Origin of the sequence: Streptomyces sp. NPDC086777 (assembly GCF_040702065.1) — a bacterium.
In the GTDB taxonomy this organism is placed as follows: domain Bacteria; phylum Actinomycetota; class Actinomycetes; order Streptomycetales; family Streptomycetaceae; genus Streptomyces.
In genome coordinates this window covers 74,846-99,812 of record NZ_JBFBJI010000010.1, presented here as the reverse complement: position 1 = coordinate 99,812, position 24,967 = coordinate 74,846, and the positions used below count along the sequence as shown (strand labels likewise).

General features: G+C 70.0%; 27 protein-coding genes. 6 read left to right on the top strand and 21 right to left on the bottom strand.

Annotated elements, in window-relative coordinates; all coding sequences use genetic code 11:
- Positions 1-47: 47 nt before the first annotated feature.
- The gene (gene rph, locus AB0472_RS16485; RefSeq protein WP_366357130.1) at positions 48-785 is read right to left on the bottom strand and encodes a ribonuclease PH; all 738 of its coding nucleotides are present in this window, start codon (positions 783-785) and stop codon (positions 48-50) included.
- Positions 786-862: 77 nt separating this feature from the next.
- A complete protein-coding gene (locus AB0472_RS16480) occupies positions 863-1,096 on the bottom strand; it encodes a glucose PTS transporter subunit EIIB (RefSeq protein WP_089106674.1) in 234 nt (77 codons plus the stop codon).
- A gap of 169 nt (positions 1,097-1,265) precedes the next feature.
- Here AB0472_RS16480 and AB0472_RS16475 point away from each other — a divergent pair, with 169 nt between their 5' ends.
- Both AB0472_RS16475 and AB0472_RS16470 read left to right on the top strand, forming a co-directional pair.
- Positions 1,266-2,564, top strand: a complete 1,299-nt coding sequence (locus AB0472_RS16475) for a PTS transporter subunit EIIC (RefSeq protein WP_366357128.1) — start codon at positions 1,266-1,268, stop codon at positions 2,562-2,564.
- 132 nt (positions 2,565-2,696) lie between these two features.
- Positions 2,697-3,944, top strand: a complete 1,248-nt coding sequence (locus AB0472_RS16470) for a PTS transporter subunit EIIC (protein WP_366357126.1) — start codon at positions 2,697-2,699, stop codon at positions 3,942-3,944.
- Between the two features lie 84 nt (positions 3,945-4,028).
- Here AB0472_RS16470 and AB0472_RS16465 read toward each other — a convergent pair whose 3' ends face one another.
- Positions 4,029-4,781: an MBL fold metallo-hydrolase gene (locus tag AB0472_RS16465; protein ID WP_366357124.1), complete on the bottom strand. Its 753-nt coding sequence runs from the start codon at positions 4,779-4,781 to the stop codon at positions 4,029-4,031.
- 238 nt (positions 4,782-5,019) lie between these two features.
- Between AB0472_RS16465 and AB0472_RS16460 the strand changes: the two genes are divergently transcribed.
- A complete protein-coding gene (locus tag AB0472_RS16460) occupies positions 5,020-5,475 on the top strand; it encodes a type II toxin-antitoxin system PemK/MazF family toxin (protein WP_366357122.1) in 456 nt (151 codons plus the stop codon).
- A gap of 7 nt (positions 5,476-5,482) precedes the next feature.
- Here the strand turns inward: AB0472_RS16460 and AB0472_RS16455 are convergent, their stop codons facing one another.
- From AB0472_RS16455 to clpS, 9 genes are all read right to left on the bottom strand, one after another.
- Positions 5,483-5,968 carry a hypothetical protein gene (locus tag AB0472_RS16455; RefSeq protein ID WP_366357120.1) on the bottom strand — a complete coding sequence of 162 codons (486 nt, stop codon included), beginning with the start codon at positions 5,966-5,968 and terminating at the stop codon, positions 5,483-5,485.
- Positions 5,969-6,090: 122 nt separating this feature from the next.
- Positions 6,091-8,163 (bottom strand): putative Ig domain-containing protein, encoded by a 2,073-nt coding sequence (locus AB0472_RS16450; protein WP_366357118.1) that lies wholly within the window; start codon positions 8,161-8,163, stop codon positions 6,091-6,093.
- A 244-nt stretch (positions 8,164-8,407) separates the two neighbouring features.
- Complete coding sequence (locus AB0472_RS16445; protein WP_366357116.1) at positions 8,408-9,358, bottom strand: cysteine synthase; 951 nt, start codon at positions 9,356-9,358, stop codon at positions 8,408-8,410.
- A gap of 7 nt (positions 9,359-9,365) precedes the next feature.
- Positions 9,366-9,644 (bottom strand): MoaD/ThiS family protein, encoded by a 279-nt coding sequence (locus tag AB0472_RS16440; protein ID WP_366357115.1) that lies wholly within the window; start codon positions 9,642-9,644, stop codon positions 9,366-9,368.
- Between the two features lie 84 nt (positions 9,645-9,728).
- Positions 9,729-9,824, bottom strand: a complete 96-nt coding sequence (locus AB0472_RS16435; protein WP_345053128.1) for a putative leader peptide — start codon at positions 9,822-9,824, stop codon at positions 9,729-9,731.
- 367 nt (positions 9,825-10,191) lie between these two features.
- Positions 10,192-10,614: a M67 family metallopeptidase gene (locus AB0472_RS16430; protein ID WP_366357113.1), complete on the bottom strand. Its 423-nt coding sequence runs from the start codon at positions 10,612-10,614 to the stop codon at positions 10,192-10,194.
- A gap of 140 nt (positions 10,615-10,754) precedes the next feature.
- A complete protein-coding gene (locus tag AB0472_RS16425; protein WP_366357111.1) occupies positions 10,755-12,203 on the bottom strand; it encodes an amino acid permease in 1,449 nt (482 codons plus the stop codon).
- A 342-nt stretch (positions 12,204-12,545) separates the two neighbouring features.
- The gene (locus AB0472_RS16420; RefSeq protein ID WP_366357109.1) at positions 12,546-13,151 is read right to left on the bottom strand and encodes a DUF2017 domain-containing protein; all 606 of its coding nucleotides are present in this window, start codon (positions 13,149-13,151) and stop codon (positions 12,546-12,548) included.
- Between the two features lie 50 nt (positions 13,152-13,201).
- Positions 13,202-13,519 (bottom strand): ATP-dependent Clp protease adapter ClpS, encoded by a 318-nt coding sequence (gene clpS / locus AB0472_RS16415; protein ID WP_351958189.1) that lies wholly within the window; start codon positions 13,517-13,519, stop codon positions 13,202-13,204.
- Positions 13,520-13,577: 58 nt separating this feature from the next.
- Here clpS and AB0472_RS16410 point away from each other — a divergent pair, with 58 nt between their 5' ends.
- Both AB0472_RS16410 and AB0472_RS16405 read left to right on the top strand, forming a co-directional pair.
- On the top strand, positions 13,578-14,924 hold the full coding sequence (locus AB0472_RS16410; protein WP_366357107.1) for a nicotinate phosphoribosyltransferase: 1,347 nt from the start codon (positions 13,578-13,580) through the stop codon (positions 14,922-14,924).
- A 148-nt stretch (positions 14,925-15,072) separates the two neighbouring features.
- Positions 15,073-15,657, top strand: coding sequence for a nicotinamidase (locus tag AB0472_RS16405; protein WP_366357105.1), 585 nt, complete (start codon positions 15,073-15,075; stop codon positions 15,655-15,657).
- 60 nt (positions 15,658-15,717) lie between these two features.
- On the opposite strand, the gene AB0472_RS16400 is transcribed toward AB0472_RS16405, so the two are convergent.
- From AB0472_RS16400 to AB0472_RS16370, 7 genes are all read right to left on the bottom strand, one after another.
- The gene (locus AB0472_RS16400; protein ID WP_366357103.1) at positions 15,718-16,101 is read right to left on the bottom strand and encodes a hypothetical protein; all 384 of its coding nucleotides are present in this window, start codon (positions 16,099-16,101) and stop codon (positions 15,718-15,720) included.
- Complete coding sequence (locus AB0472_RS16395; RefSeq protein WP_366357101.1) at positions 16,101-16,622, bottom strand: hypothetical protein; 522 nt, start codon at positions 16,620-16,622, stop codon at positions 16,101-16,103. Before AB0472_RS16395 ends, AB0472_RS16400 begins: the two co-directional genes overlap by 1 nt.
- Positions 16,623-16,657: 35 nt before the next feature.
- Complete coding sequence (locus AB0472_RS16390; RefSeq protein WP_366357099.1) at positions 16,658-17,398, bottom strand: hypothetical protein; 741 nt, start codon at positions 17,396-17,398, stop codon at positions 16,658-16,660.
- Between the two features lie 175 nt (positions 17,399-17,573).
- On the bottom strand, positions 17,574-18,329 hold the full coding sequence (locus AB0472_RS16385; protein ID WP_366357097.1) for a hypothetical protein: 756 nt from the start codon (positions 18,327-18,329) through the stop codon (positions 17,574-17,576).
- The gene (locus tag AB0472_RS16380) at positions 18,329-18,871 is read right to left on the bottom strand and encodes a sigma-70 family RNA polymerase sigma factor (protein WP_366357280.1); all 543 of its coding nucleotides are present in this window, start codon (positions 18,869-18,871) and stop codon (positions 18,329-18,331) included. Before AB0472_RS16380 ends, AB0472_RS16385 begins: the two co-directional genes overlap by 1 nt.
- Before the next feature lie 96 nt (positions 18,872-18,967).
- Positions 18,968-19,300 carry a hypothetical protein gene (locus AB0472_RS16375; protein WP_366357096.1) on the bottom strand — a complete coding sequence of 111 codons (333 nt, stop codon included), beginning with the start codon at positions 19,298-19,300 and terminating at the stop codon, positions 18,968-18,970.
- A gap of 121 nt (positions 19,301-19,421) precedes the next feature.
- A complete protein-coding gene (locus tag AB0472_RS16370) occupies positions 19,422-21,785 on the bottom strand; it encodes an immune inhibitor A domain-containing protein (RefSeq protein ID WP_366357094.1) in 2,364 nt (787 codons plus the stop codon).
- 423 nt (positions 21,786-22,208) lie between these two features.
- Between AB0472_RS16370 and AB0472_RS16365 the strand changes: the two genes are divergently transcribed.
- On the top strand, positions 22,209-22,502 hold the full coding sequence (locus AB0472_RS16365; protein WP_366357092.1) for a hypothetical protein: 294 nt from the start codon (positions 22,209-22,211) through the stop codon (positions 22,500-22,502).
- 84 nt (positions 22,503-22,586) lie between these two features.
- Here AB0472_RS16365 and AB0472_RS16360 read toward each other — a convergent pair whose 3' ends face one another.
- Both AB0472_RS16360 and AB0472_RS16355 read right to left on the bottom strand, forming a co-directional pair.
- Complete coding sequence (locus tag AB0472_RS16360) at positions 22,587-23,273, bottom strand: RDD family protein (RefSeq protein ID WP_366357090.1); 687 nt, start codon at positions 23,271-23,273, stop codon at positions 22,587-22,589.
- A 129-nt stretch (positions 23,274-23,402) separates the two neighbouring features.
- A complete protein-coding gene (locus AB0472_RS16355) occupies positions 23,403-24,797 on the bottom strand; it encodes an RDD family protein (RefSeq protein WP_366357088.1) in 1,395 nt (464 codons plus the stop codon).
- Positions 24,798-24,967 lie beyond the last annotated feature (170 nt).

Genomic DNA, 24,967 nt, shown 5'->3' with positions numbered 1-24,967 from the left:
GTTGCCGCGCCGCACCTAGGGTTTTTCCCTTCCCTTTACTTCGCCCGTTATTTCTCGAGTGCCTCTTCGAGTGCCGCCCGCTGGATCGTGGCCAGGTCGGTGCAGCCGGCGACGGCGAGGTCGAGGAGGGCGTTGAGTTCGTCGCGGGCGAAGGGTTCGGCCTCGGCGGTGCCCTGGACCTCGACGAAGCGGCCGTCGCCGGTGCAGACGACGTTCATGTCGGTCTCGGCCCGGACGTCTTCCTCGTAACAGAGGTCGAGCAGCGGGACTCCGCCGACGATGCCGACGGAGACGGCGGAGACGGTATCGGTGAGGGGCTGGCGGCCGGCCTTGACGAGCTTGCGTTCCCTGGCCCAGGTGACGGCGTCGGCGAGGGCGACGTAGGCGCCGGTGATGGCGGCGGTGCGGGTGCCGCCGTCGGCCTGGAGGACGTCGCAGTCGAGGACGATCGTGTTCTCGCCGAGGGCCTTGTAGTCGATGACGGCGCGCAGGGAGCGGCCGATCAGGCGGGAGATCTCGTGGGTGCGGCCGCCGATCTTGCCCTTGACGGACTCGCGGTCGCCGCGGGTGTTGGTGGCGCGGGGGAGCATGGCGTACTCCGCGGTGACCCAGCCCTCGCCGCTGCCCTTGCGCCAGCGGGGGACGCCTTCGGTGACGGAGGCGGTGCAGAAGACCTTGGTGTCGCCGAAGGAGACGAGGACGGAGCCCTCGGCGTGCTTGCTCCAGCCGCGTTCGATGGTGACCGGGCGGAGTTGTTCGGGGGTGCGGCCGTCGATTCGAGACATGGCGACGAGCCTATCCGGAGCGTGGGAAGGGGCTCTTCCCGCGGTGGGAAGAGCCCCTTCTCCGGTGAGCCGGTGGCTCACATCATGTCTTCGATCTCCGCGGCGATCGGGTCGGCGTCGGTGCCGATGACGACCTGGATGGCGGTGCCCATCTTGACGACGCCGTGGGCGCCGGCGGCCTTGAGGGCGGCATCGTCGACCAGCGAGGCGTCGTGGACCTCGGTGCGCAGCCGGGTGATGCAGCCTTCGATCTCGTCGATGTTCTCGATTCCGCCGAGGCCGGCGACGATCTTCTCAGCCTTGCTGGCCATGTTCCTTCTCCCTGATCCGAACCGCTTTGTCGCAGTAACCCACAGTTGGCCCATCTTTGCGAGCGGTCGTACCGCGTGTGCCGAATGATGGCGAGCAGCGCGGCGGAACCGTCTGCCGACTGGTCTACACCAGCTGGTGGGCGGTCGACAAACCCCGGAGGAGGCGCCCGTGAGTGCCGAGAGCGCCGGCAGTGCGGTCGGTCCCGGGCGGGAGCGGTGGCACGGCCTCTTCCAGGGGCTGCAGAAGATGGGCCGCAGTCTCCAGCTGCCGATCGCGGTGCTGCCGGCCGCGGGGATCCTGAACCGGCTGGGCCAGCCGGACGTGTTCGGCGAGCAGGGGCTGGGCTGGACGGCGGTCTCCCAGGTGATGAAGGGGGCGGGCGGGGCGCTGCTGGACGGTTCGGTCGGGCTGCCGTTGCTGTTCTGCGTCGGGGTCGCGATCGGGATGGCGAAGAAGGCGGACGGTTCGACGGCGCTGGCGGCGGTGGCGGGCTTTCTCGTCTACTACGGGGTGCTGCACCAGTTCCCGGAGGACTGTCCGGGCGGGTCGAGGACGCTGCCGGGGATCGGGTGCCAGGTGCGGGACGGGTCGGTGTCGGCGTTCACGTTCCAGAATCCGGGGGTGTTCGGCGGGATCGCGCTGGGGCTGCTGACCGCGTTCTTCTGGGTCCGGTACCACCGGACGAGGCTGGTGGACTGGCTGGGGTTCTTCAACGGCCGGCGGCTGGTGCCGATCATCATGTCGTTCGTGGCCATCGCGTTCGCCGCGCTGTGCCTGTGGGTGTGGCCGCCGGTCGGTGGCGGTCTGGAGAGCTTCGGTCACTGGCTGCGGGAGGCGGGGGTGTGGGGCGCGGGGGTGTTCGGGCTTGCGAACCGGGCGTTGCTGGTGGTGGGGCTGCACCAGTTCCTGAACGTGCCCATCTGGTTCCAGTTCGGCAGTTACACCACGCCCGAGGGCCGGACGGTGCACGGTGACATCAACATGTTCCTGGCGGGCGATCCCGACGCGGGCCAGTTCACGTCGGGGTTCTTCCCGATCATGATGTTCGCGCTGCCGGCCGCCGCGCTGGCCATCACGCACTGCGCGCGGCCGCACCGGCGCAAGGAGATCGGCGGTCTGATGCTGTCGGTGGCACTGACGTCGTTCGTGACGGGCATCACGGAGCCGCTGGAGTACTCGTTCATGTTCGTCGCGCCGTTGCTGTACGGGGTGCACGCGGTGCTGACGGGGGTGTCGATGGCGGTGACGTGGGGTCTCGGGGTGCACGACGGGTTCAGCTTCTCGGCGGGGCTCATCGACTACGTCATCAACTGGAAGCTGGCGACGCGGCCTTGGGCGATCGTTCCGATCGGGCTGTGCTTCGCGGCGGTCTACTACGTGGTCTTCCGGTTCGTGATCACGCGGTTCGATCTGAGGACCCCGGGCAGGGAGCCGGAGGAGGAGGTCCTGGACGTCACGGAGGCCTGAGCGGGCTGTGGCCGAATGACATACAGCGCGTAGTGCTCCGGTTGCGGAATTGACGGGTTCCTTATAACGCCCCCATCGTGTACAACAGGTCTACACCACTGAGTGGTGTAGACCACCACCGATGGAGGAAGTATGACAACCGCCACCGCGACGGCGGCCCCCACAAAGAAGTGGGGATCCGGTCTTTTCCAGGGCCTGCAGAAGATCGGCCGCAGCCTTCAGCTCCCCATCGCCGTGCTGCCGGCGGCCGGCCTGCTGCTCCGCTTCGGCCAGCAGGACATCCATGACAAGCTGCACCTGCCGGACAAGGTCACGGCGGTGTTCGCCACGGCGGGTGGCGCGATCTTCGACAACCTCCCGCTGCTGTTCTGCGTCGGTGTCGCGATCGGCTTCGCCAAGAAGGCGGACGGCTCCACCGCGCTGGCCGCGCTGGTCGGCTTCCTGGTCTACAAGAACGTCCTCACCGCGTTCCCCGTCACCGACGCGAAGGTCCAGGCGGGTGCGGACATCGCGGCGACCTACAACAACCCCGGTGTGCTCGGCGGCCTGGTGATGGGTCTGCTCGGCGCGGTGGTCTGGCAGCGCTTCCACCGGACCAGGCTGGTGGACTGGCTCGGCTTCTTCAACGGCCGCCGGCTCGTCCCGATCATCATGGCCTTCGTGGGCACGGTCATGGGTGTCTTCTTCGGCCTGGTCTGGAAGCCCATCGGTGACGGCATCTCCGACTTCGGCAAGTGGATCACCGGCCTCGGCGCCCTGGGTGCCGGTCTGTTCGGCCTGATCAACCGTGCGCTGATCCCCGTCGGCATGCACCAGTTCGTGAACACGGTCTCCTGGTTCCAGATCGGTGACTACAAGACCGCCTCCGGCACGATCGTCCACGGTGACCTCACCCGCTTCTTCGCCGGTGACCCGACGGCCGGTCAGTTCATGTCCGGCTTCTTCCCCATCATGATGTTCGGCCTCCCGGCCGCCGCCCTGGCCATCGCGCACACCGCCCGCCCGGAGCGCCGCGCCGCCGTGATGGGCATGATGATGTCGATGGCGCTGACCTCCTTCGTGACCGGTGTGACCGAGCCGATCGAGTTCACGTTCATGTTCATCGCGCCGCTGCTGTACGTGATCCACGCGGTGCTCACCGCCCTGTCCATGGCGATCACCTGGGCGCTCGGGGTGCACGCGGGCTTCACCTTCTCCGCGGGTGTCATCGACTACATACTCAACTGGAACCTGGCGACCAAGCCCTGGCTGATCATCCCGATCGGCCTGGTGTTCGGAGCGATCTACTACTTCGTCTTCCGCTTCGCCATCGTCCGCTTCAACCTCCCCACCCCGGGCCGCGAGCCCGAGGAGGAGATCGAGGACCTCACGAAGGCGTGAGTCCCCTCCGGCAGCACTCATGACGAAGGCCCCCGCCGCGGCGGGGGCCTTCTTCGTCGTACGGCCCTGAACGCCGTACGCGCGTCAGATCTCGTACACCGCCCGCGGTGCCGCGAGATCCACCGGGCCGTCGAAGACCTCGCGGGCGTGGGCGAGGTTGACGGCGGGGTCGGTCCACGGCGGGATGTGGGTGAGGACCAGGCGGTGGGCGCCGGCGCGGGCGGCGGCCTCGCCGGCCTCCCGGCCGTTGAGGTGCAGGTCCGGGATGCTCTCCTTGCCGTGCGTGAAGGCGGCCTCGCACAGGAAAAGGTCGGTGTCCCGGGCCAGGTCCTCCAGCGCCGGGGAGACGCCGGTGTCGCCGGAGTAGGTCAGGGACGTCCCGGCGTGCTCGACGCGGATGCCGTACGCCTCCACGGGGTGCCGGACCCGCTCGGTGTGGACCGTGAAGGGGCCGACGTCGAACGTGGACGGCTTGACCGTGTGGAAGTCGAAGACCTCGCTCATCGAGGAGGCGGTGGGGGTGTCGGCGTAGGCGGTGGTGAGACGGTGCTCGGTGCCCTCGGGGCCGTAGACCGGGATCGGGGGGCACGGGCCGCCGTCGTGGCGGTAGTAGCGCGCCACGAAGTAGGCGCACATGTCGATGCAGTGGTCGGCGTGCAGATGGCTCAGGAAGATCGCGTCGAGGTCGTAGAGACCGCAGTGGCGCTGCAGCTCGCCCAGGGCGCCGTTGCCCATGTCGAGGAGCAGCCGGAAGCCGTCGGCCTCTACGAGGTAGCTCGAGCAGGCCGATTCCGCGGACGGGAACGACCCCGAGCAGCCGACGACGGTGAGCTTCATGAAGCAGAAACCTCCGTTGGCGGAAACCCAGATGCGCTGGGGAACCGGAGTCGGGAAAAAGGGCATGACGGGGGTCGTGCGGTTTGTCGAGCGTAAGGCGCAAAAGAGCCGGTCGCTCCTCCGCCAGGGGCCGTTGTGGGCGAACTCACCTGTGGTGTCACCGGTTCGGCTGGACCGAGGGCGCATGAGGATCGCGCAAGGGCGCGCATTGATTATCTCGCGCCGGTAACGTCGTCGTATGGACACGTCATGGTGGCTCGCGCTCGCGGCAGTCGTCCTGCTGGCGCTGGTCGCCACGCTCGTCGACGGCTGGGGCAGGGGCCACCGCCCACGCGGGCACCGCACCCGTCCCCCGGGGCACCCGCGCGCCACGCGCACGCAGACCGGACGGCCCCACCCCGGGGACATCTGGTGGGCCAACGTGCCCTACGAGGACGGTCCCGGCGCCAAGGACCGGCCCTGCCTGGTGCTGGCCGTGCACGGCAACCGGGCGACGGTCGCGAAGATCACCAGCAAGTACCACGACGAGCGTGCCGGGGTGATCCCGCTGCCGCCGGGCTCGGTCGGCGACGCCCAGGGCCGGCCGAGCTTCCTGGAGACGGACGAGCTGCGCGAGATCGCGGTGTGGGAGTTCCGGCGCCGGGTGGGTGTGGTCGACCCGGTGCTGTGGGACCAGGTGCGCCACCTCGCGTAGCGCGGGCTCAGTTCACCCTTACGGTGACCCGCCACTCCTGGATGGCCTTGCAGGAGACCCCGCCGGGCGCGGTGGGCTGGGCGCACACGGGGCGGGTGGAGGAGAGGGTGACGGTGCCGGGGGCTACCGCCTCGTAGGCGGCGGAGGCATCGCCCGGCTGGAGCACGATCCCGGCGTTGGCGGCGCGCAGCGCCGAACCACTGGCGGTGACCGCCTTCCAGGGGCGCTGCCGGGTGCCGTCGAGGTTGAGCCGGAGCCGGCCGCCGACCGCCATGCAGTAGGTGCTGCCGTTGTCCTGGGCGGTGAGATCGCCGACGCTGACGCAGCGGGTGGCGTCGCTCGGCGAGGCGGCGCTCGGCGAGGTGGACACCGTGCCGCTGCCGCTGCCCGCGTGGTTGTCGTTGCTGTCGTTCCCGCTCTGCGAGCCGCAGGCCGCCAGCAGGAGCAGGCTCGCCGCGGCGAGCGACGTGCGGTGGAACGTCGTACGGCGCATGAGGTGTCCGCCTTTCCGTCGGGGAACGGACCCTGGGTGCCGATATGACGTATCCGCCCCTCGTGCGGATCCCGCACCCGGACGGCTTCCGGGTGCGGGATCCGGTCAGTTCACGGACGGGGTCAGCCGGTCGTGACGGCGGTGTCGTCGACGACGAAGCTGGTCTGGAGCGAGGAGTCCTCGACACCGCTGAACTTCAGGGTGACGGTCGAGCCCGCGTACGACCCGAGGCTGAAGGACTTCTGCACGTACCCGGAGGCCTTGTTGAGGTTGGAGTACGTGGCCAGGGTGGTCGAACCGGCGGTGACCGTCAGCTTGTCGTACTGGGTGCTGGTGGTGGTCTCGGCCGTGTCGATGTGCAGGTAGAAGGTGAAGGTGGTGTTGGTGCAGGCGGCCGGGATCGTCACCGACTGGGACACTGTGTCGGTGTGCGCGGAGCCGTAACCGTCGAGCCACGCCTTGTACGAGCCCGCGTGGGCGGCCTCGCCGCTGTCGTTGGTGATGACACCGCTGGACGCGGTCCAGGTGGTGTTGCCCGACTCGAAGCCCGGGTTGCCCAGCAGCTGGGTCGAGGTGCAGGTGCCCCCGCCGCCGGTGCTGACGGTCCAGGTGAAGGAGGCCGAGCCGGAGGCGCCGGTGGAGTCGGTCGCGGTGACGGTGGTGCTGTAGGTGCCCGCGGTGGACGCCGTGCCGGAGATCAGGCCGGTCGAGCTGGAGATGGACAGGCCGGTGGGCAGGCCGGAGGCGCTGTAGGTGAGGGTCGCGCCCGCGCTGTCGGAGGCCGAGATCTGGAGGCTGACCGAGGAGCCGGTGGCGGTGGACTGACTGCCGGGGTTGGTGACGGTCACCGTGTTGCCGGTGCTGGTGCCGGAGGTGAAGGCGGCGGTGCCGTTCGGGGTGCCCCAGCCGGTCGGACCGTCGTAGCCGGTGCCGGCGGTGCAGAAGTACGAGGTGGAGCAGGAGCCGTTGTTCCCGCTGGTGACGTCGTACAGGTTGCCGGTGTGGCTGTACGGGTACTTCGCCGGGTAGTCGCCGGAGCCCGGGGTGCCCGCGAGGGCGTAGACGCCGGCGATGATCGGCGAGGAGGCGCTGGTGCCGCCGTAGACCGCCCAGCCGGAGCCGCCGTAGGTGTCGTAGACGGCCACGCCGGTGGCCGGGTCGGCGACCGCGGAGACGTCGGACTCCATGCGCTTGGTGCAGCCGGTGTCGGTCTGCCAGCTCGGCTTGGCGTCGTAGGCGGAGCAGCCGGAGCCGGTGCCCTCGGTGGAGCTGGTCTTCCACACGGACTCGGTCCAGCCGCGGGAGTTGGACGAGGTGGACAGGGCGGTGCCGCCGACGGCGGTCACGTACTGGGAGGTCGCCGGGTACTCGGCGCCGTAGTCCTCGTCACCGGCGGAGACGGTGATCGCCACGCCCGGGTGCTTGAAGTAGGAGGTGTCCTCGCTGGTCTGGGAGGAGGACTCGGAGCCGCCCCAGCTGTTGGAGACGAACTTGGCGCCGAGCGCGACGGCCTCGTTCTCGGCGGCGCCGAGGTCGGCGTCGGTCGCGGAGTTGGCCTCCACCAGGATGATGTTGCAGTTGGGGCAGACGGCGCTGACCATGTCGATGTCGAGCGCTTCCTCGCCGGCCCAGCCGGAGTCGTTCGTGGGCAGCGAGGTCGTCGAACCGGTCTGGCTGACCTGCTTGAAGCAGCCGTTGGCGACGGTGCACGCCGACAGCCCGTACTGCGAGCGGTAGGTGGCGAGGTCCGAGGCCGCGTTCGGGTCGTTGTACGCGTCGACCACGGCGACGGTCAGGCCGGAGCCGCCCGTCGAGGGCAGGTTGTAGGCGCTGTGCAGGTTGGACGGGCTCAGGCCGGAGGGGGCGGCGGCGAGCGCGGAGGCCAGCTGCTGCTTGATGTCGGTACGGCGCTGCGCGAAGCAGTTGGCCTCACCGGGCTTGGCGGCGGTGGCGCACAGGTGCTGGGTGGGCACCTTCTGCCCGGCCTTGCCGGTGCTGTGCACGGCCCGCCGGGCGGGGTCGGTCAGGGCCTTGGCGTTCTGGGCGGCCCGGGAGGTCTGGGCGGTGGCCCGGGGGGCGGTGGTGTGTGCCTGTGCCTGTGCGGCCGGCGCCGCGACGAATCCGGAGACGGCGAGGGCGAGGGCGGGGAACGCGAAGGCCAGAAGTCTTCGCAGGCTCCGTCGTGATTCACGCATGGGGGTACTGCCTCCATCGGTGGGGTTACAAGGCAGGCCCGTGACGCGCGTAGCGGCGGCAGAGTGCGGCGTCATGAGCATGACACTTCGAACACCCTGGGATGCCGATGAGCGTGGCATGACAGGACGGAGAGGAACCTAGCGGGGTTCGCCGGGGACCGGTTCCCTCCGGCGAAGATCTTTGCTCCGCCATAGGCAGCGCTTAGCCCCCTCATAGAGGGGGTTGGCGCGTACATGATGAGCGCTATGCCCAGAGCTGACCCTGGAGGGTCTCGATGGCTTCCTCGGTCGTGGCGGCGGTGTACACGCCGGTCGACAGGTACTTCCAGCCGCCGTCGGCGACGACGAACACGATGTCCGCGCTCTCGCCGGCCTGTACGGCCTTCTTCCCGACCCCGATCGCGGCGTGCAGCGCGGCGCCGGTGGAGATGCCCGCGAAGATGCCCTCCTGCTGGAGGAGGTCCCGGGTCCGGGTCACGGCGTCCGCGGAGCCGACGGAATACCGGGTGGTGAGCACCGAGGCGTCGTACAGCTCGGGTACGAAGCCCTCGTCGAGGTTCCTGAGCCCGTAGACGAGGTCGTCGTACCGCGGTTCGGCGGCGACGATCCGCACGTCGGGCTTGTGCTCCCGCAGGTACCGGCCGACGCCCATCAGCGTGCCGGTCGTCCCGAGCCCCGCGACGAAGTGCGTCACGGACGGCAGGTCGGCGAGGATCTCCGGACCGGTCGTCGCGTAGTGCGCACCCGCGTTGTCCGGGTTGCCGTACTGGTAGAGCATCACCCAGTCGGGATGCTCGGCGGACAGTTCCTTCGCCACCCGTACGGCGGTGTTGGAGCCGCCCGCGGCCGGGCTGGGGATGATCTCCGCGCCCCACATGCCCAGCAGGTCTCGCCGCTCCTGCGAGGTGTTCTCGGGCATCACGCAGACCATGCGGTAGCCCTTGAGCTTGGCGGCCATCGCCAGCGAGATGCCGGTGTTGCCGGACGTCGGCTCCAGGATGGTGCAGCCGGGGGTGAGCCGGCCGTCCTTCTCCGCCTGCTCGATCATGTGCAGGGCGGGGCGGTCCTTGACCGAGCCGGTCGGGTTGCGGTCCTCCAGCTTGGCCCAGAGCCGGACCTCGGGGGACGGCGAGAGCCGCGGCAGGCACACCAGGGGGGTGTTGCCGACCGCGGCCAACGGGGAGTCGTAGCGCATGCCGATCTCAGGCCATGCCGCCGGCGACCGCCGGCAGGATGGTCACGGTGTCGCCGTCGGCGAGCTTGGTGTTGATGCCGTCGACGAAGCGGACGTCCTCGTCGTTCAGGTACACGTTCACGAAGCGGCGCAGCTTGCCGTCGTCGACGATGCGGGCGTGGATGCCCGCGTGCCGGGTCTCGAGGTCGTTGAAGAGGTCGGCGAGGGTGTCACCGCTGCCCTCCACCGCCTTCTGACCGTCGGTGTACTGGCGGAGGATGGTCGGGATGCGGACCTCGATGGCCATGGCTCAGGGCTCCTGTCGGAAAGTCTGGGTGGGTGGGCGCGCAGCGGCACGCCGCGGCTCACGGCCGTACGGCGGCAGGGAACGTCAACAGATGGCGCTGTTCAGCCTGCACAGGTCGACGTGCAGCCGCGCCACGAGCAGCATGCCCGGCGCCTTGTCGCTCACGTCGTTCAGAACCATGCGGTCATCGTATCGATTCCCGCCCCCGGTTCCGGAGTGTGATTCCACATCCCGGACACTTTCCGGCCGAAGCGTGAGACGCCCCACCGAGCGACGGATCACCAGTCACACGGGAACCCGCGCGCCCAGCCCGCACCGCCCGGTCCGGCACGCGGAAGAGAGAACGAACCGACGCCGGACGCAGCACCCCACCCAGGGGCGCTGGGGGTACCCCGGCCGAAGGCTGGGGGAGGAACTGCGCGACCGGCCCCCACCGGCCCGCAGACACCCACCGGCCGGTCCGGCACCGCCGGGATCCGGCGTCGCGGCTGGGCGCGGCTGCGGCGGAGAAGGTGCGGGGTGAGCGGTGGTGGTAGGGCGGTGGGGGTCAGTAGGTCTCGACGATGGTCACCTCTTCCTCCGTGACCTCGCCCTCGATGATGCGGTAGGAGCGGAACTGGAAGTCGCCGAGGCCGTCGGTGTCGGCGGTGGAGACGAGGACGTAGTGGGCGCCGGGCTCGTTGGCGTAGCTGATGTCGGTGCGGGAGGGGTACGCCTCCGTCGCCGTGTGGGAGTGGTAGACGACCACCGGCTCCTCGTCGCGGTCGTCCATCTCGCGGTAGAGCCTCAGAAGGTCACCGGAGTCGAACTCGTAGAACGTCGGGGACATCGCCGCGTTCAGCATGGGGATGAAGCGTTCGGGGCGGTCGGAGCCGGCCGGCCCGGCGACGACACCGCACGCCTCGTCCGGGTGGTCCTTGCGCGCGTGGGCGACGATCTGGTCGACGAGGGCCTGGGTGATGGTCAGCATGGTCGCCAGGATAAGCAAGGGGCCGCCCCGTACCGAAGGCTGGTACGGGACGGCCCGGATGCCGGACGCCCTGAGCGGCTGCCGCAGGGGGCGCCACGAGTGCTCCCCGCGGCGGGCGTCCCGGAGGGGTTGGTCTTGGGTCAGTTCACCTTCTCCAGCGGTGCCGGCTCGCGGCGCTCGGCGACCTCGGGGTTGCGGCTCTTCAGCACCAGCCAGCCGACGCCGAGCGCGGCGGCCCAGCCGGCCATCACGTACAGGCAGACGCGGGAGTCGCCGTCGTACGCGATCAGGCAGGTGACGAAGAGGAGGAAGGCGATGGCGATCCAGCTGCACTTCGCGCCGCCGGGGGCCGGGAAGGCGGAGGCCGGCAGGCGGCCCGCGTCGACCGCTCGGCGGTAGAGGACGTGGCTGATCAGGATCATCAGCCAGGTCCAGATGCCGGCCGCGGTGGCGACGGAGGTGACGTAGCCGAACGCCTTCTCCGGCACGACGTAGTTGAGGACCACGCCGATGCCCATGAAGAGGACCGAGACGGTGATGCCGAACGCCGGGGTCCTCGACGCGGACAGCTTGCGGAACGCGGCCGGGGCCTCGCCGCTGTCGGCCAGGTTCCGCAGCATCCGGCCCGTCGAGTACATCCCGGAGTTGCAGGAGGACAGCGCGGCGGTGAGGACGACGAAGTTGACGATGCCGGCGCCGGCCGGGATGCCGATCTTCGCGAAGGCGGCCACGAACGGGGAGACGCCCGGGGCGAACTCCGTCCACTTCACGACGCAGAGGATGACGGTGAGCGCGCCGACGTAGAAGAGGGCGATGCGCCAGGGGAGGGTGTTGATCGCCTTGGGGAGGGTCTTCTCCGGGTTCTCGGACTCGCCGGCGGTGACGCCGACCAGCTCGACCGCGAGGTAGGCGAACATGACACCCTGAAGGGTCATCAGGGAGGAGCCGACGCCCTTGGGGAAGAAGCCGTCGAACTGGTAGAGGTTCGCGACCGACGCGGTGTCACCGGCGGAGCTGAAGCCGAAGGTGAGGACGCCGAGGCCGATCACGATCATGCCGATCAGGGCGGTGACCTTGACCATGGAGAACCAGAACTCCAGCTCTCCGAAGACCTTCACGGAGATCAGGTTGACCCCGAAGAGGACCACCAGGAAGACCAGGGCCGTCACCCACTGCGGGACCTGTGGGAACCAGTAGTTCACGTAGATCGCGGCGGCCGTCAGCTCGGCCATGCCGGTGACGACCCACATCAGCCAGTAGGTCCAGCCGGTGAAGTAGCCGAAGAACGGGCCGAGGAACTCCCGGGAGTACTCGGCGAAGGAGCCGGAGACCGGGCGGTAGAGCAGGAGTTCGCCGAGGGCCCGCATGATGAAGAAGATGATGCCGCCGGCGAGGGCGTACATCAGGATGAGGCTGGGGCCCGCCTTGGCGATGTTCGCCCCGGCGCCCAGGAAGAGCCCGACGCCGATGGCGCCGCCGATGGCGATCATCTGGACCTGGCGGCTGCCGAGCCCGCGCTCGTACCCCTCTTCGGAGCCTTCGGTGGAATGCGCGGCATTCCCCGACGTGTCGACCTGAGCGGAGGTCATGTGTGGTGTGCGCCTTTCTCCATGCCGACCCGGGCCTCTCGTCGGCCTCGGATCGGGTTTCGATCCCCCCCGGATTGCTGGAGCGGTGCCTGACCGGTGGTGCCGGTTCGGTGGCGCACCCGGCGTACACGTGGGTGGTGTTCGCCGGGCGGTCGTGAAGATCTATCACGGCCGCAACGCTGATCACCGGGTTCCGTCGAGAGGGATTGTGGCGCACACCACTGGAAGAAGTGGACAAAACGCGACCGAAACGGCCTTAACCGGCCGCAACGGTGACGGGATCGTTATCCGGATTTGAGCGTCCCCTGAGCGAACGCGAAGCCGTGGAGCAATCGGGACGGACTACGGCATAAGGGTCGCGACCAGGGTCTCCTGGAGGCCGCCGAGCCACAGGTACGCCATCACCATCGGCTTGCGCGGGTCCTCGTCCGGCAGCCGGTAGAGGAGGTCGGTGTCGTCCTCGTCGGTGATGTCGAGGCGGCAGCCGATCGCGAGGCGCAGGTCGGTGAGGGCGCCGAGCCACTGCCGGGACTCCCCTGGCGCCAGCTTGAGGAGCGCGTCGCCCTTCTCGCCCGGAGCGAGGGCGTCGAGGCAGCGGATCACCGCGAGGGCGTTCTCCCGCTTGCCGGCCCTGAGGTCGTTCTCGGTGTAGCGGCGGAACTCGGCGGAGTGCGCCTGCTGCTCCTCGGCCTCCCGCGGGGACTGCGGGACCCGCTCAGGGTCCCCGTAGGCGTCCGGGAAGAGCCGGCGCAGCACCGGGTCGGCGGGCGCCTCGCTCGGACCCTCGGCGAACAGCTCGGCGAGCGGGTCGTCGGGGGCGTCCTCGGCCGGGCCGGGGCCGATGAGCTCCAGGAGCTGGACGGCCAGCGACCGGATGATGGAGATCTCGACGTCGTCGAGGGCGACGGCCGCGCCGCCGCCGGGGAGCGGTTCGAAGATTCCTGGCATGGAGGGGATTCGCTGCTTCCGGAGCTGATCGGGGCCGGTCGGGTGGGTGACTACTTCCGGTCCTGCTGGAGGGTGGCCCACAGGCCGTAGCCGTGCATCGCCTGCACGTCGCGTTCCATCTCCTCGCGGGTGCCGCTGGAGACGACCGCCCGGCCCTTGTGGTGGACGTCGAGCATGAGCTTGGTGGCCTTGTCCTTGGGATAGCCGAAGTACGTCTGGAAGACATACGTCACGTAGCTCATGAGGTTGACGGGATCGTTGTGCACGAGCGTGATCCACGGGACGTCGGGCTCGGGGACGGCGAAGGTCTCCTCCGCCGACTCGGTGCGTTCGATCTCTACGGGAGCGGGTGACGTCACAAGGCCCATGCTGCCACGGGCCCCACAAATCGTCACACTGACGCGAAGGGGTGTAGCATCTGTCGCCATGAACACTGCGGACCTTGGGCTGCCGGTGGACGTCCCGTCGACGGCGCTCTTCACGGACCAGTACGAGCTGACGATGCTGCAGGCCGCCCTGAAGGCGGGTACCGCCGAGCGGCGCAGCGTCTTCGAGGTCTTCACCCGGCGGCTGCCGGAGGGGCGCCGCTACGGCGTCGTGGCGGGCACCGGGCGTGTCCTGGACGCGGTCGAGAACTTCCGTTTCGACACGGACGTCCTCGACTTCCTGGCGGAGCGGAACATCGTCGACGGGCCGACCCTGGAGTGGCTCGCCGGCTACCGGTTCAGCGGCGACATCTGGGGCTACCCCGAGGGCGAGGTCTACTTCCCGGGCTCGCCGATCATGCGGGTCGAGGGCTCGTTCGCCGAGTGCGTGCTCCTGGAGACCGTGATCCTCTCCATCCTGAACCACGACTCCGCGATCGCGGCCGCCGCCTCCCGGATGTCCTCGGCCGCCGGGGACCGCCCGCTGATCGAGATGGGCGCCCGCCGCACCCACGAGCTGGCCGCCGTCGCCGCCTCCCGCGCCGCCTACGTCGGCGGCTTCACCACCACCTCCGACCTGGCCGCCGGCTTCCGCTACGGCATCCCGACGGTGGGGACGAGCGCCCACGCCTTCACCCTGCTCCACGACCACGAGCGGGACGCCTTCCGGGCCCAGGTCGACTCGCTGGGCCGGGGCACCACCCTGCTGGTCGACACCTACGACGTCGCCGAGGCGGTCCGTACGGCCGTGGAGGTGGCCGGGCCCGAGCTGGGCGCCGTCCGCATCGACTCCGGCGACCTGCTGCTGGTCGCCCACCGGGTGCGCCACCAGCTGGACGAGCTGGGCGCGACGCGCACCAGGATCACCGTGACCTCGGACCTCGACGAGTACGCCATCGCCTCGCTCGCCGCCGCGCCCGTGGACGCGTACGGGGTCGGCACCCAGCTGGTCACCGGTTCCGGGCACCCCACCTGCTCCATGGTCTACAAGCTGGTCGCCCGCGCCGAGTCCGCCGATCCGCAGGAGCCGCTGGTGCCGGTGGCGAAGAAGTCGACCGGCGGCAAGACGTCCGTGGGCGGGCGCAAGTGGGCGGCGCGGCGGCTGGACGCCGACGGGGTGGCGGAGGCCGAGGTGGTCGGCACCGGGGAGGTTCCGGCGGACCTGGTCGACCGGCAGCTCCTGGTCGAACTGGTGAAGTCCGGCGAGGTCGTCGCCCGCGAGCCCCTGGACGCGGCCCGCACCCGGCACCAGGAGGCGATGGCGAACCTGCCGCTCTCCGCGACCCAGCTGTCGCGCGGGGAACCGGTCATTCCGACGGAGTACGTACGGGGGCGCTCGGGTAGCTAGAGCGGGTGCCCGCGTACGCGCCCTGCCAGGCCCCCTCCCCTACGCCCCCGTAAGTCTCTACGCTCGGAGGTTCAGGCCGGGCCCGCACCCCTTCCCTCCGCGTCTCCCCCGTCGACGGACCCGCCATCGAAAGCGAAGGACACCTACCATGCGCCGCGCCTTGATCGTCGTCGATGTGCAGAACGACTTCTGCGAGGGGGGCAGCCTCGCGGTGTCAGGGGGTGCCGATGTGGCCGCCGCGATCACGGAGCTGATCGGGCAGGCACCGGCCGGCTACCGCCACGTGGTGGCGACCCGCGACCACCACATCGCGCCGGGCGGCCACTTCGCCGACAACCCCGACTACGTGCACAGCTGGCCGGCGCACTGCGTCGCCGGCACGGAGGGCGTGGGCTTCCATCCGAACTTCGCGCCCGCGGTCGCCTCGGGGGCGGTGGACGCCGTGTTCAGCAAGGGGGCGTACTCCGCGGCCTACAGCGGGTTCGAGGGCGTCGACGAGAACGGGGTCAAGCTGGCGGAGTGGCTGCGGGCCCGCAGGATCGACGAGGTCGACGTGGTCGGGATCGCCACCGACCACTGTGTGCGGGCTACCGCCCTCGACGCCGCGAAGGAGGGGTTCCGCACGCAGGTCCTCCTCGACCTCACGGCAGGCGTCGCCGAGGCGACGACGGAACGCGCCCTGGAAGACCTCCGCAAGGCAGGCGTGGAGCTGACCGGGAAGCCCGTCGTCTGAGTCCCTTCACTGCGGGAGTCTCGAACGGGCTTCCCAGGAGTGCACCGGTGCGGTACCGGGTCAGCCTCGGATGCCGCCGAGGTTGATCTCGTCGCAGCTGCGCTCGATGAACTCGCCGACCCGGACGCTGGCCTGCCGGGATCTGTCCCGCTCCGCCTCGTCCGGATGCTCGTACCACGCGATCAGCCGGTCGAACTCCGCCGCGATGTCGTCGGGGGCCAGCTTCCGGAGGTCCTCGACGACATGGGCCCGACGGTGCGCCGACAATTGCGTGGAACGCGAGAAGTCGAGCGGCTCGGCCTCCTTGCAGAACTCCGGACGCTTCTGGGAACTCCGGAATTCCGAGACATCGGGGCCGCTTTTCTCCGAGCGCAGCACGAACACGGCGAGAAAAGCCGCGATGGCGGCCACCGTCACCCCGGAAATCGTCCAGAATTTCGCCATCACGTGCCCGCCTTGATCGCGTTCAGGTCGTGCTGGTCGTAGTACTGGGGCCAGATCTCCGATCGCATGCAGGAATTGTTGTCCGTGTCATTGCTTTTGCTACGGTGACCGAGGTCGGCGGTGTGCCCGAATTCATGGCAGCCGAGGCTGCGCCACTGGTTGGCGGACTTGTACTGGTAGGTGTTGAGCCGCACCCGGATGATGTCGCAGGACGTCCACAACACGTTCCAGTCGGTGCAGTCGGTCCGTCCGTGCCAGCCGTTGTCGCCGTAGTCCTTGTCGTAGACCTCGATGTCACCGCCGCCCCAGGACGTGGTGATGACGCTGCGTTCCAGCTCGCTCTTGCCGTGGTTCATCGCCTTCGTGCCGTTGGCCGTCAGGTCGAAGCCCTTGACGGCCTGGTTGCGGTTGTCGGGGTCGGTGCCGTTGTCGTCGTGACCGGCGAACGCGGTGAACGGCGCACTCAGCACCAGGGCCGCGGATGCCGCGAGCACGGTCATGAACCTGCGGGAGGTCTGCACGATGTTCTCCTCTTCCTTCGGGAAGCCGGCCGGGCTCAGGTGGACGACGGGTACGGGGTCGGTTCGGAGCCGTCGTTCGTCGAGCCGTCCGGCACCGGCTCCGTGGGGCCGCTGTCGGGAACGTCGTTCTGCTGCTCGCCGTTGGCCGGCACGGGCTGCGGCAGGACCGTGAGCTGGTTCGCGTTGGCCGGGTCGAGCAGGCGCTTGAGCTCGGCGTAGAAGTCGGTGTTGGTCCGTCCGTCGATGAGGGGGAACAGCGGACCCTCGGGGTCGGCCGAGGACCTGACGATCCCGTCCTTGTTCAGCACCCGGCCCTGGGTGCTGGCATAGCGCCAGTTCAGGGTGATGGCGTCCCTCTTCAGGAAGTAGTAGCCGGTTTCGCCCACCTGGCTCCAGGTCAGGTTCTCCATCTGGTAGCCATTGCCGGAGCCGTCCCAGCCCCACTCCTCCAGCGTGAGCGTGTCGGGGATGGTGGCCCCGCCGCTCTTCATGACGGCATTGACCCGGAGCGTCACGTTGCGCGCCTGATCGGTGCCGCCCTCCTCGGCGGAGCCGACCGTCCGGCCCGGGGCGACGCTCTGCACCGTGCCCCGGATGATCACCGGAGAAGTGCCCACCAGGGCGTTGACGGTGGTGAAATCGAAATCCTCGCGACCGTGCACAATGCGTTCCGGACGCGGGTCCCGGTGCGTCGGCGCGCCTTGCGCCGATCCCGAAGACGTGGCGATTATTCCGGCCATGGCACCGGCAGCCGCCGCGACGGCGGCCGCGCGCACGAAAGAGCCTATTTTCACTTGCCAAGCCCCCCAAAGACTCAGGGGAGAACACAAGTTCCCCCGCGATCTTGGCCAGCCTAACAGGCAAAACACAGGCAAGGAAGAAGCAATGAAAGAGGAAAGCAAGGGAGGGTGGGAAAGGGAGGTCGACGGGGAGTAGAACCGGTGAGAAACGTCAGGAACGTCCCGGGCAGGCGGGCGCATCCGGCCGGCCGGCTTCCGCAGCCATCCATTCCTCGGCGGGGGCGATCTCACTGCCGGTGAAAAGCAACGGCACCTCGTCGTCGAACCGCGAGACACCCACCAGGACACGGGCGCCGGTGCGGTAGGCGGTGGCGTCCTCGCGCGGCACCTCGAACCTGACCTCGCCGGGCCCCTTGCCGGGCTTCACGTACCGCTCGACGTCCAGCCGGACGGCGACCTTGCCGCCCCCGGCGGAGTCGGTGCCGGCCACCGTGCCCTCGACGATGAGCTTCGCGCAGGCCACGAGGCCCGACTGGTCGGGCTTCGCGTCCGAGTCCGAGTCCGCGGACCAGGGCGCCCAGACCGCGGTGAGGACCGCCGCGGCCGCCACCGCCGCCGCAAGGCCGAGGCTCCCCGCGAGCACCTTCCGGTGCCGACGCCTCCGCGCCGGGGCCCGCTCCCCCTCCACCGGGGACGACCCGTCGGTCATCACCCCGGGCACCTCACCCTTCACCGCCCCCTCGACCCACCTCGCGCCCGGCGCCTCCGCCACGCCCCCGGCCTCCTTGCCCCGCACAGACTCCGACCCGCCCTCGGCCTCTCCCGCTCGCACGGCGCCCGCCGTCTCCTCCACGATCGCCAGGTCGGCCCCGTTCGCCGTGTCCTCCGCCAGGAGTGCGCCGATGAACTTCAGGCGGTCCGCCACCAGGTCACCGGTGTCCTCGTCGCCCCACGCACCGTCGTTCATCACGCCTCCACCGCCGCATCGCTCTCCAGACGTGCCTTCATCGCCCGGCCGGCCGCATGCAGGCGGCTCTTGACCGTGCCGACCGGTATCGCCAGGACCTCGGCCATCTGCGGCACGGTCAGGTCGGCGTAGTACCGCAGAACCAGCGCCTGCCGCTGGAGCGCCGGCAGCGCGTCCAGGACCTCGGCGACGGCCAGGGTGAGCAGTTCCGTCTCCGGGCCCGGCACGGTCCGGCGCCAATCGCCCATGGTTCGCAACCGCTCGCTGACCAGCTCCTGCCGGTTGCGGCTGCGGTGCCAGTCCACCGCATGGTGGGAGGCGACCACGACCGCCCAGGCGCCCAGGTCCCGGGGAGCCTCCGCACCACGCGCCAGCCGCTCGATCAGCCGGAGCCGCACCTGCTGGACCCCGTCGGCGCGGTCCTCGCGCGGCACGCCGCCCAGCGCCAGGACCGCCGTCACCCGGCGCACCTGTGCAGGACTGAGCAGGTCCTCGTCCTCCGTCGACACGGTCCCCCCAAACCCTCTCCCCGACGACACCATCGCCACTTAGACGCTGGAGGGACCCGAAACGTTCGGTACTCGTTGGGAATTTCTTGGGCCACCCTTGGGTCGCTCTATACCCGAAGGGAGGGGGAGTCAGGCCTGTGCGGCCGGCCGGCGCAGCAAGGCCCTGATCGGATGCCACAGCTCCGTCACCGTGACGCCGTTGGCGGGGGCCGTTCGCCACAGGAGGCCGTCGGGATGATGAAGGACGGCCGTGACCTCGTCCGGGGTCGGCGGGGCGGCGTTGCCCTGCAGGTAGACGGCCCGCATGCCCAGGTTGCGGAGCCTGGTCAGGGCGCGGGCGCGGTTCTGGGCGAGGACCAGCACCCGCACCCCGGAGGCGCCCCCGGCGGGGGTGGGGCTGGGCAGGTTCAGCGCCACCACCACGCTGCCGTTCGGCAGCTTGCAGAACCCTCCTGCGGCCATGCGGTCATTCCCCCGTACGAGTAGATGTCAATAAGAAAGCCACAGGACGCACCTAAACACGATCGGCGGCGACCCGCCAAGGGGTTGCCGCCGATACGCGTCTGACCTGCGTAAATAAGAACTACTTCACCGCGGGACCGACCTGGAGCGAGATCGTGGAGCCGTCTCGCGCCTCCTTGACGATCTTGATCTTGGTGTTGGTGTCAGTGATCTTGACACCGGCGGTCGGGTTCGACGAGTCGTAGTACGTGTTGGCATGGTCGTCGAAGACCGACACCCCGCGCGACCCCTTGATCCTCGTCGCGACGTCCGCCTTGTGCAGCGTGATGCCGTCGGTCGAGTAGAGGCTGAACGGCGAGTCGTAGGCCTGGATGCGGTTGCGCATCAGCGTGCCGTCCGACCACTTCAGCGGCGCCGGGTGGGAGTCGACCGGGAGGATCAGACCGGTGCCCGGGTGACCGCCGTCGCCCTCGTGCGTGTTGTTGTCCGCCTGGGACGTGTCCCACTTCCAGATCAACAGGCCGTTTTGGTACGGGTAGTGCTCCACCCAGTCCGGACGGGTCGTCGAGAAGCCGAAGTTGTACGGGCCGACCTCGAGGGTCTTGTCGTACGACACGTACTGGCGGTTCTCCGCGATGTAGTACTGCGCGTAGTCCTTGGTGAAGGACGCGCCGATCCGCGAGAAGCCGGACGCGGTCCACGCGGGGTCCGCCGCCTCGGCGTTGTCGGAGAAGAGGGCCGCACCGTCCGCGGTCACCGTGATCTCGTCGGCCGCGAAGCCGTTCAACGCCACTCCGCCGTCGGTCTGGTAGCGGAAGCGCAGCTGGATCTTCTGGCCCGCGTAGGCGTCCAGCGGGTACGACAGCTTGGCGTACGAGGAGATCGAGCCGGTGAGCGCCGGCTTGTCGCTGCCGTCGCGCGGGATGGCCGTGCCGTTGACCGTGCCGTCCAGGGCGGTCCAGTTGGCGCCGCCGTCGGTGGAGACCTCGGTGTAGAGGTAGTCGTAGTTGGCCTCGATCTGGTACCAGCCGTCCAGCGAGAGCGTCGCGGACGACTTGCCGGTGAGGTCGACGTCGCGGGTCAGCGTGTTCTTCAGGTCGTTGCCGCTGCCGCTCCACCACTGGGACGAGCCCTGGGCGGGGGTGACGACCGTCGTCGTGACCGCCTTGTCGGGCAGCGAGACCACCAGGGCCTGCTTGTTCTTCGTATTGAACTCGGCGACGCCCAGCTTGTGGCGGGACTTCGTACCGGCCTTGGCCACGTCGTAGTTGAGCCAGCCCAGCTGGAGCTTGTCCCAGGCGTTCATGTCGCCCGGCAGGTCGCCGATGGCCTCCTTGCCGGTGCCCAGCCAGGAGCCGGAGGACATCAGGGTCCAGAAACCGGTGGAGTTCTCGCCGCCGTCGGTGTCGTACTCGTCCGGCAGGCCGAGGTCGTGGCCGTACTCGTGGGCGTAGACGCCGAGGCCGCCGTTCTCCGGCTGCATGGTGTAGTCGCCGACCCAGATGCCGGTGTCGCCGACCTGGGTGCCGCCGAGCTTGTTGTCGGCCGGGCCGGTGGCGCCGGCGTCGGTGCCGAAGGCGTACCAGCGGTGCGCCCAGATCGCGTCGGTGCCCTGGGCACCGCCGCCCGCGGACTCGTCCTCGCCGGCGTGCACGATCTGGAAGTGGTCGACGTAGCCGTCGGGCTCGTTGAAGTTGCCGTCGCCGTCGTAGTCGTAGCGGTCCCACTGGTCGTACTGGGCGAGGTCGGCCTTGATCGCGGCGTCGGACTCACCGGCCGCCTTCTGGTCGGCGACCCAGGCGTTCAGGCCGTCGCGCACCAGGTTCCAGACGCTGGAGCAGGTGGTCGAGCCGCAGGCGTTGTTGCCGTAACGGGCCTCGTTGTAGGGGACCTTGACCCAGTCCGTGACCTCACCGTCGACCGAGTAGCGGCCCGAGGACTGCTTCTCGTAGTACTTCTTCAGCGACTCGGTGGTCTTGCCGGTGCCGAAGTAGAGGTCCTGGAAGTGGGCCTGGTTGTAGTCCGCCTGCCACGCCGTGGAGTTGTCCTTGGTGCGGTCGGGCTGGGCTATCTGGTTGTGCAGCGGGCCCGCCGTGCCGTTGTACCGGGGGTCCGTCTGGTCACCGAACTCCACCAGGATCGTGAAGATCTTGTCCGTCTTCTCACGGCCGAGCTCGACGTACTTGCTGTCGCCCTTCTTGCCCTTGAGCTGGACGACCTTCGAACCGTCGCGGTCCTTGACCTGGGCCTTGCCGGATATGACCTGGTCGAGCGCCTCCTGGCGCTGGGCCTCCTGGGTCTTGCTCAGGGGGCCGTCGAGGTCGTGCTCCTCCTGCTTCGTCGACGGGTCGTGCCGGTCGACGGTGCCGGCGGTCGCCGCCGGGGCCGCGGACTGCGCGACCGCGAAGGTGGTGAAACCTACGGATGCGGTCGCGAGCGTCACGCCGACGGCGAGTGCTCTGAACGTCCAGGGTCTGCTGGTCACTTGAGTTCCTCCCCCGCGCCGCGCGCACGGCAGGAAGGACCGGGTGATGGTTGGGGGTCCGTGCGCGCACGTTCAACGCGTCGATTCAAGTGACGACATTTGACTACTGGTTTACGAGAAAAGACAGACCTTGACTCGGACCGTTCAACTGCACTATGCGGAGCAGAAGTTCGCTTTACGGACGCCGGGCACGGCGCTACCCCCGAACCGCCCCGCCCAACCGGCGCGCATATGCCTCCGGTTGCCGTATGCCATGCGACCGTGCGCCCCCTGTGCACCGGTACCGTGGGTTAGGTCACGCTTACCGGACGTTCCTCTCGGGCATGCACGCGAATAGAGTCGAACGGTGGAACGTCCGGAAGCCGGTGGAAACCAAGGCCGGTTCCCCGTCTCACCCCCAAATCTTCCGAGGACACGATTGCCATGCCTCGTCCGACCCCGGCACAGCTCGTCTACGGTTCGGCCACCGTGATCTGCTCGACGCTCGCCATGCTGCTGCTGTCACAGACGAGTTCGGGCATCGGGATCGCGGTCATCGCGCTCGCGGCGCTCGGTCTGGGACTGCTGGTGGCCATGACGGTCCCGCTCCCCCCGCCGCGCACGGTCGCATCGTCCCTGTCCGCCCCGACCGCACCGCCCGAGGTGCGGGTCCCCGTGCACCGGGAGACCGTGGCCGCCGCCACGGCCGAGCCCGTGCGGGAACCCACCGCACCCTGACGCACGCACACCAGTGAAGTCGGCGGGTCCGTGAGACTGACGGACCCGCCGACTGCTTGTGCGCCCCCTGGGGCGGCCCCGGTGCTACGTGCCCGTACTGACCACGACCGTCTTCGCCGCCTTGTCGTGCAGCCCCTGTTTGTACGGCTTGTCGAAGAAACTCCAGCCGCCGCAGATCACCGTCCAGATGCAGGCGCAGCAGAAGGCGAACGGCACCCACAGCACGAGGGCCCGCAGCAGCGAGGTCTGGGTGGAGGGCGTGGCGCCGTCGGACAGGTTGGCGACCCGCATGCGGAGCCACTTCATGCCGAGGGTCTGCCCCGACCTGGCGATCAGCAGGGTGTCGTAGGCGACGAACAGGACGGCGGCCACGAGCGACTGGGCCGCGGACCGGCCGGCCGAGATCCTGTCCCCGTCCATCTGGTACTCGCTCACCCCGAACGCCAGGGTGAGCAGGACGACCACGATGCCCACCAGGATCATGTCGATGATCCGCGCGAGGGTGCGCTTGCCGCTGTCGGCGAGGGGCGGCATCCCGGCGAGCGGGTCGGCGGGGTAGCCACCGGAGCCACCGCCGCCTCCGTAGGGGCCACCGCCACCCCCGTACGGGCCGCCGCCGCCCGTGTCATAGGGGCCGCCGCCCGTGTCATAGGGGCCGCCACCCGCGCCGTGGGGGCCGCCGCCGTAGGAGGGCGGCGGGGGCTGCTTCCTGAACGGATCGTTCTCCGGCGGCTCTCCTGAGCCCGGGGGCGGGGGCGGTTCGGTGCTCATGGCCCGAGTGCACCCCGAACCGCCCGGACCCGCACCCGGCGAGCAGCCGTACGGGGGACGGCCGCCCCGAAGAGACCGGGGGGCAGCGCAGACGAACGACGCCCCGTCCCGGCGCCGTCCCCGACGCGCTCAGCCGGCGACGAAGGTGTGCGCCGCCTTGTCGTGCCAGCACTGGTGCCAGGGACGGTCGAACAGGCACCAGGCGACGCCGACGATCCCGATGCCGAGCAGTCCGGGCACGGTGTACACCAGCCAGCGGCGCAGCGCGGCGCCGAAGGTGGGGGGCTCGTGGCCCTCGATGTCCCGTACCTCCAGGCCGAACAGCTTCTTGCCGAGCGTGCGGCCCCAGCGGGCGGTGGGCAGCACCTCGTAGAGGACGCCGGCGACGAGCAGGACCGCGAGCACGATGCCGAGGTACAGACCGGTCGTGCCGTCCAGCAGCCAGACCGTCTCGGTGCGGCCGGACAGCTTGGCCACGTCGATCTTGTCCTGCACGTGGTCGGCGGCCTTGGTCCCGAACGGTACGGCGGCGGCCGCGGTCACCACGCCGACGACCAGGGTGTCGACGAGCCGGGCGGCGAACCGCTTGCCTAGACCGGCCGGCCGGGCCGCCGCCTGCCGTCGGGCGGCCGCCTGGAAGAGGTCCTCCACCGGCGGCTTCCAGGGGGCGACCTGCGGGTCACCGGCGAGTTGGTGGACCTGCTGGGCCCAGGAGGACTGCCCGCCGCCGGCGCCGGAGGCCATGGGGGCGACGGACTGCTGCGGGGGGACGGCGGGGGCGGCCGCCTGGGGCGCGGCGGGCCGGGGCTGTGGGGCCGCGGCGGCTGCCGGGGGCTGGGCGGAGGGGGCCTGGCCGGAGGGGGCCTGGGCCGCGGCGGCGCGGGCCGCGGCCGCCTTTCCGGCGCCGAAGCCGGGGCGTGCGGGACCGGAGGCACCGGAACCCGAGGCGCCGACCGGTCCCTGGGCGCCGAGCCCGGCCGCACCGGCCCCCGGGTTCGGCGGGGCCTCGCCCCGGACCGGCCGGAAGGTCAGCGTGCCGTCGTCCATGGGCGGCCGGGCGGCCGGCGGGGTGCCCGCCGGTCCGACCGTCGGCCTGCGGAAGATGAACGTGCCACCCGAGTCGAGGTCCCCCTGGTCCGCCTGGTCCCCCTGGTCCGCGGGCGGGATCGAGGCCGTGCCGTCGGTACGGGACGACCGGCCGTCCGGCTGGGCCGGGGAGCCCGCCGCCCGGGGGTCGCTGCCCCAGGCGCTGCCCTGCGCCGTCCAGGCGGAGGCGCCGCCCGGCCGCGGGTCCTCGTCGAAGAAGTGCGGGCCGGTCTCCTCGACCGCCGCCGGGCCCGCGGGAGCCGCGGGGTGCGAACCCGGCGGCGGGACGAGCGGCTCGCCGTCGGACGGGGCCGGGCGGCTGGTGCCCGGCACCCACGCGGCCCCGTTCCAGTAACGGACGTAGCCGGGGATGGACGGGTCCGGGTAGTAGCCCTCGCGGGGCCGTTCGTCACCGGGTGCCGGGGTTGGGGCGGTCATGTCCGTCATCCCGTATCTGCTCGGGGGTCATGTGGGAGGCTCCACATCTATCAGACCCGGGTGCCCGCCACCGCCAGTCCCGCAGGACCCGCCCCTTTCCGGGCAGCCCTGTGCACCCCCTTCACCGCGCCGGGGAAAAATTTCCCGGAACCCGCGTAATGCCCGCGGCC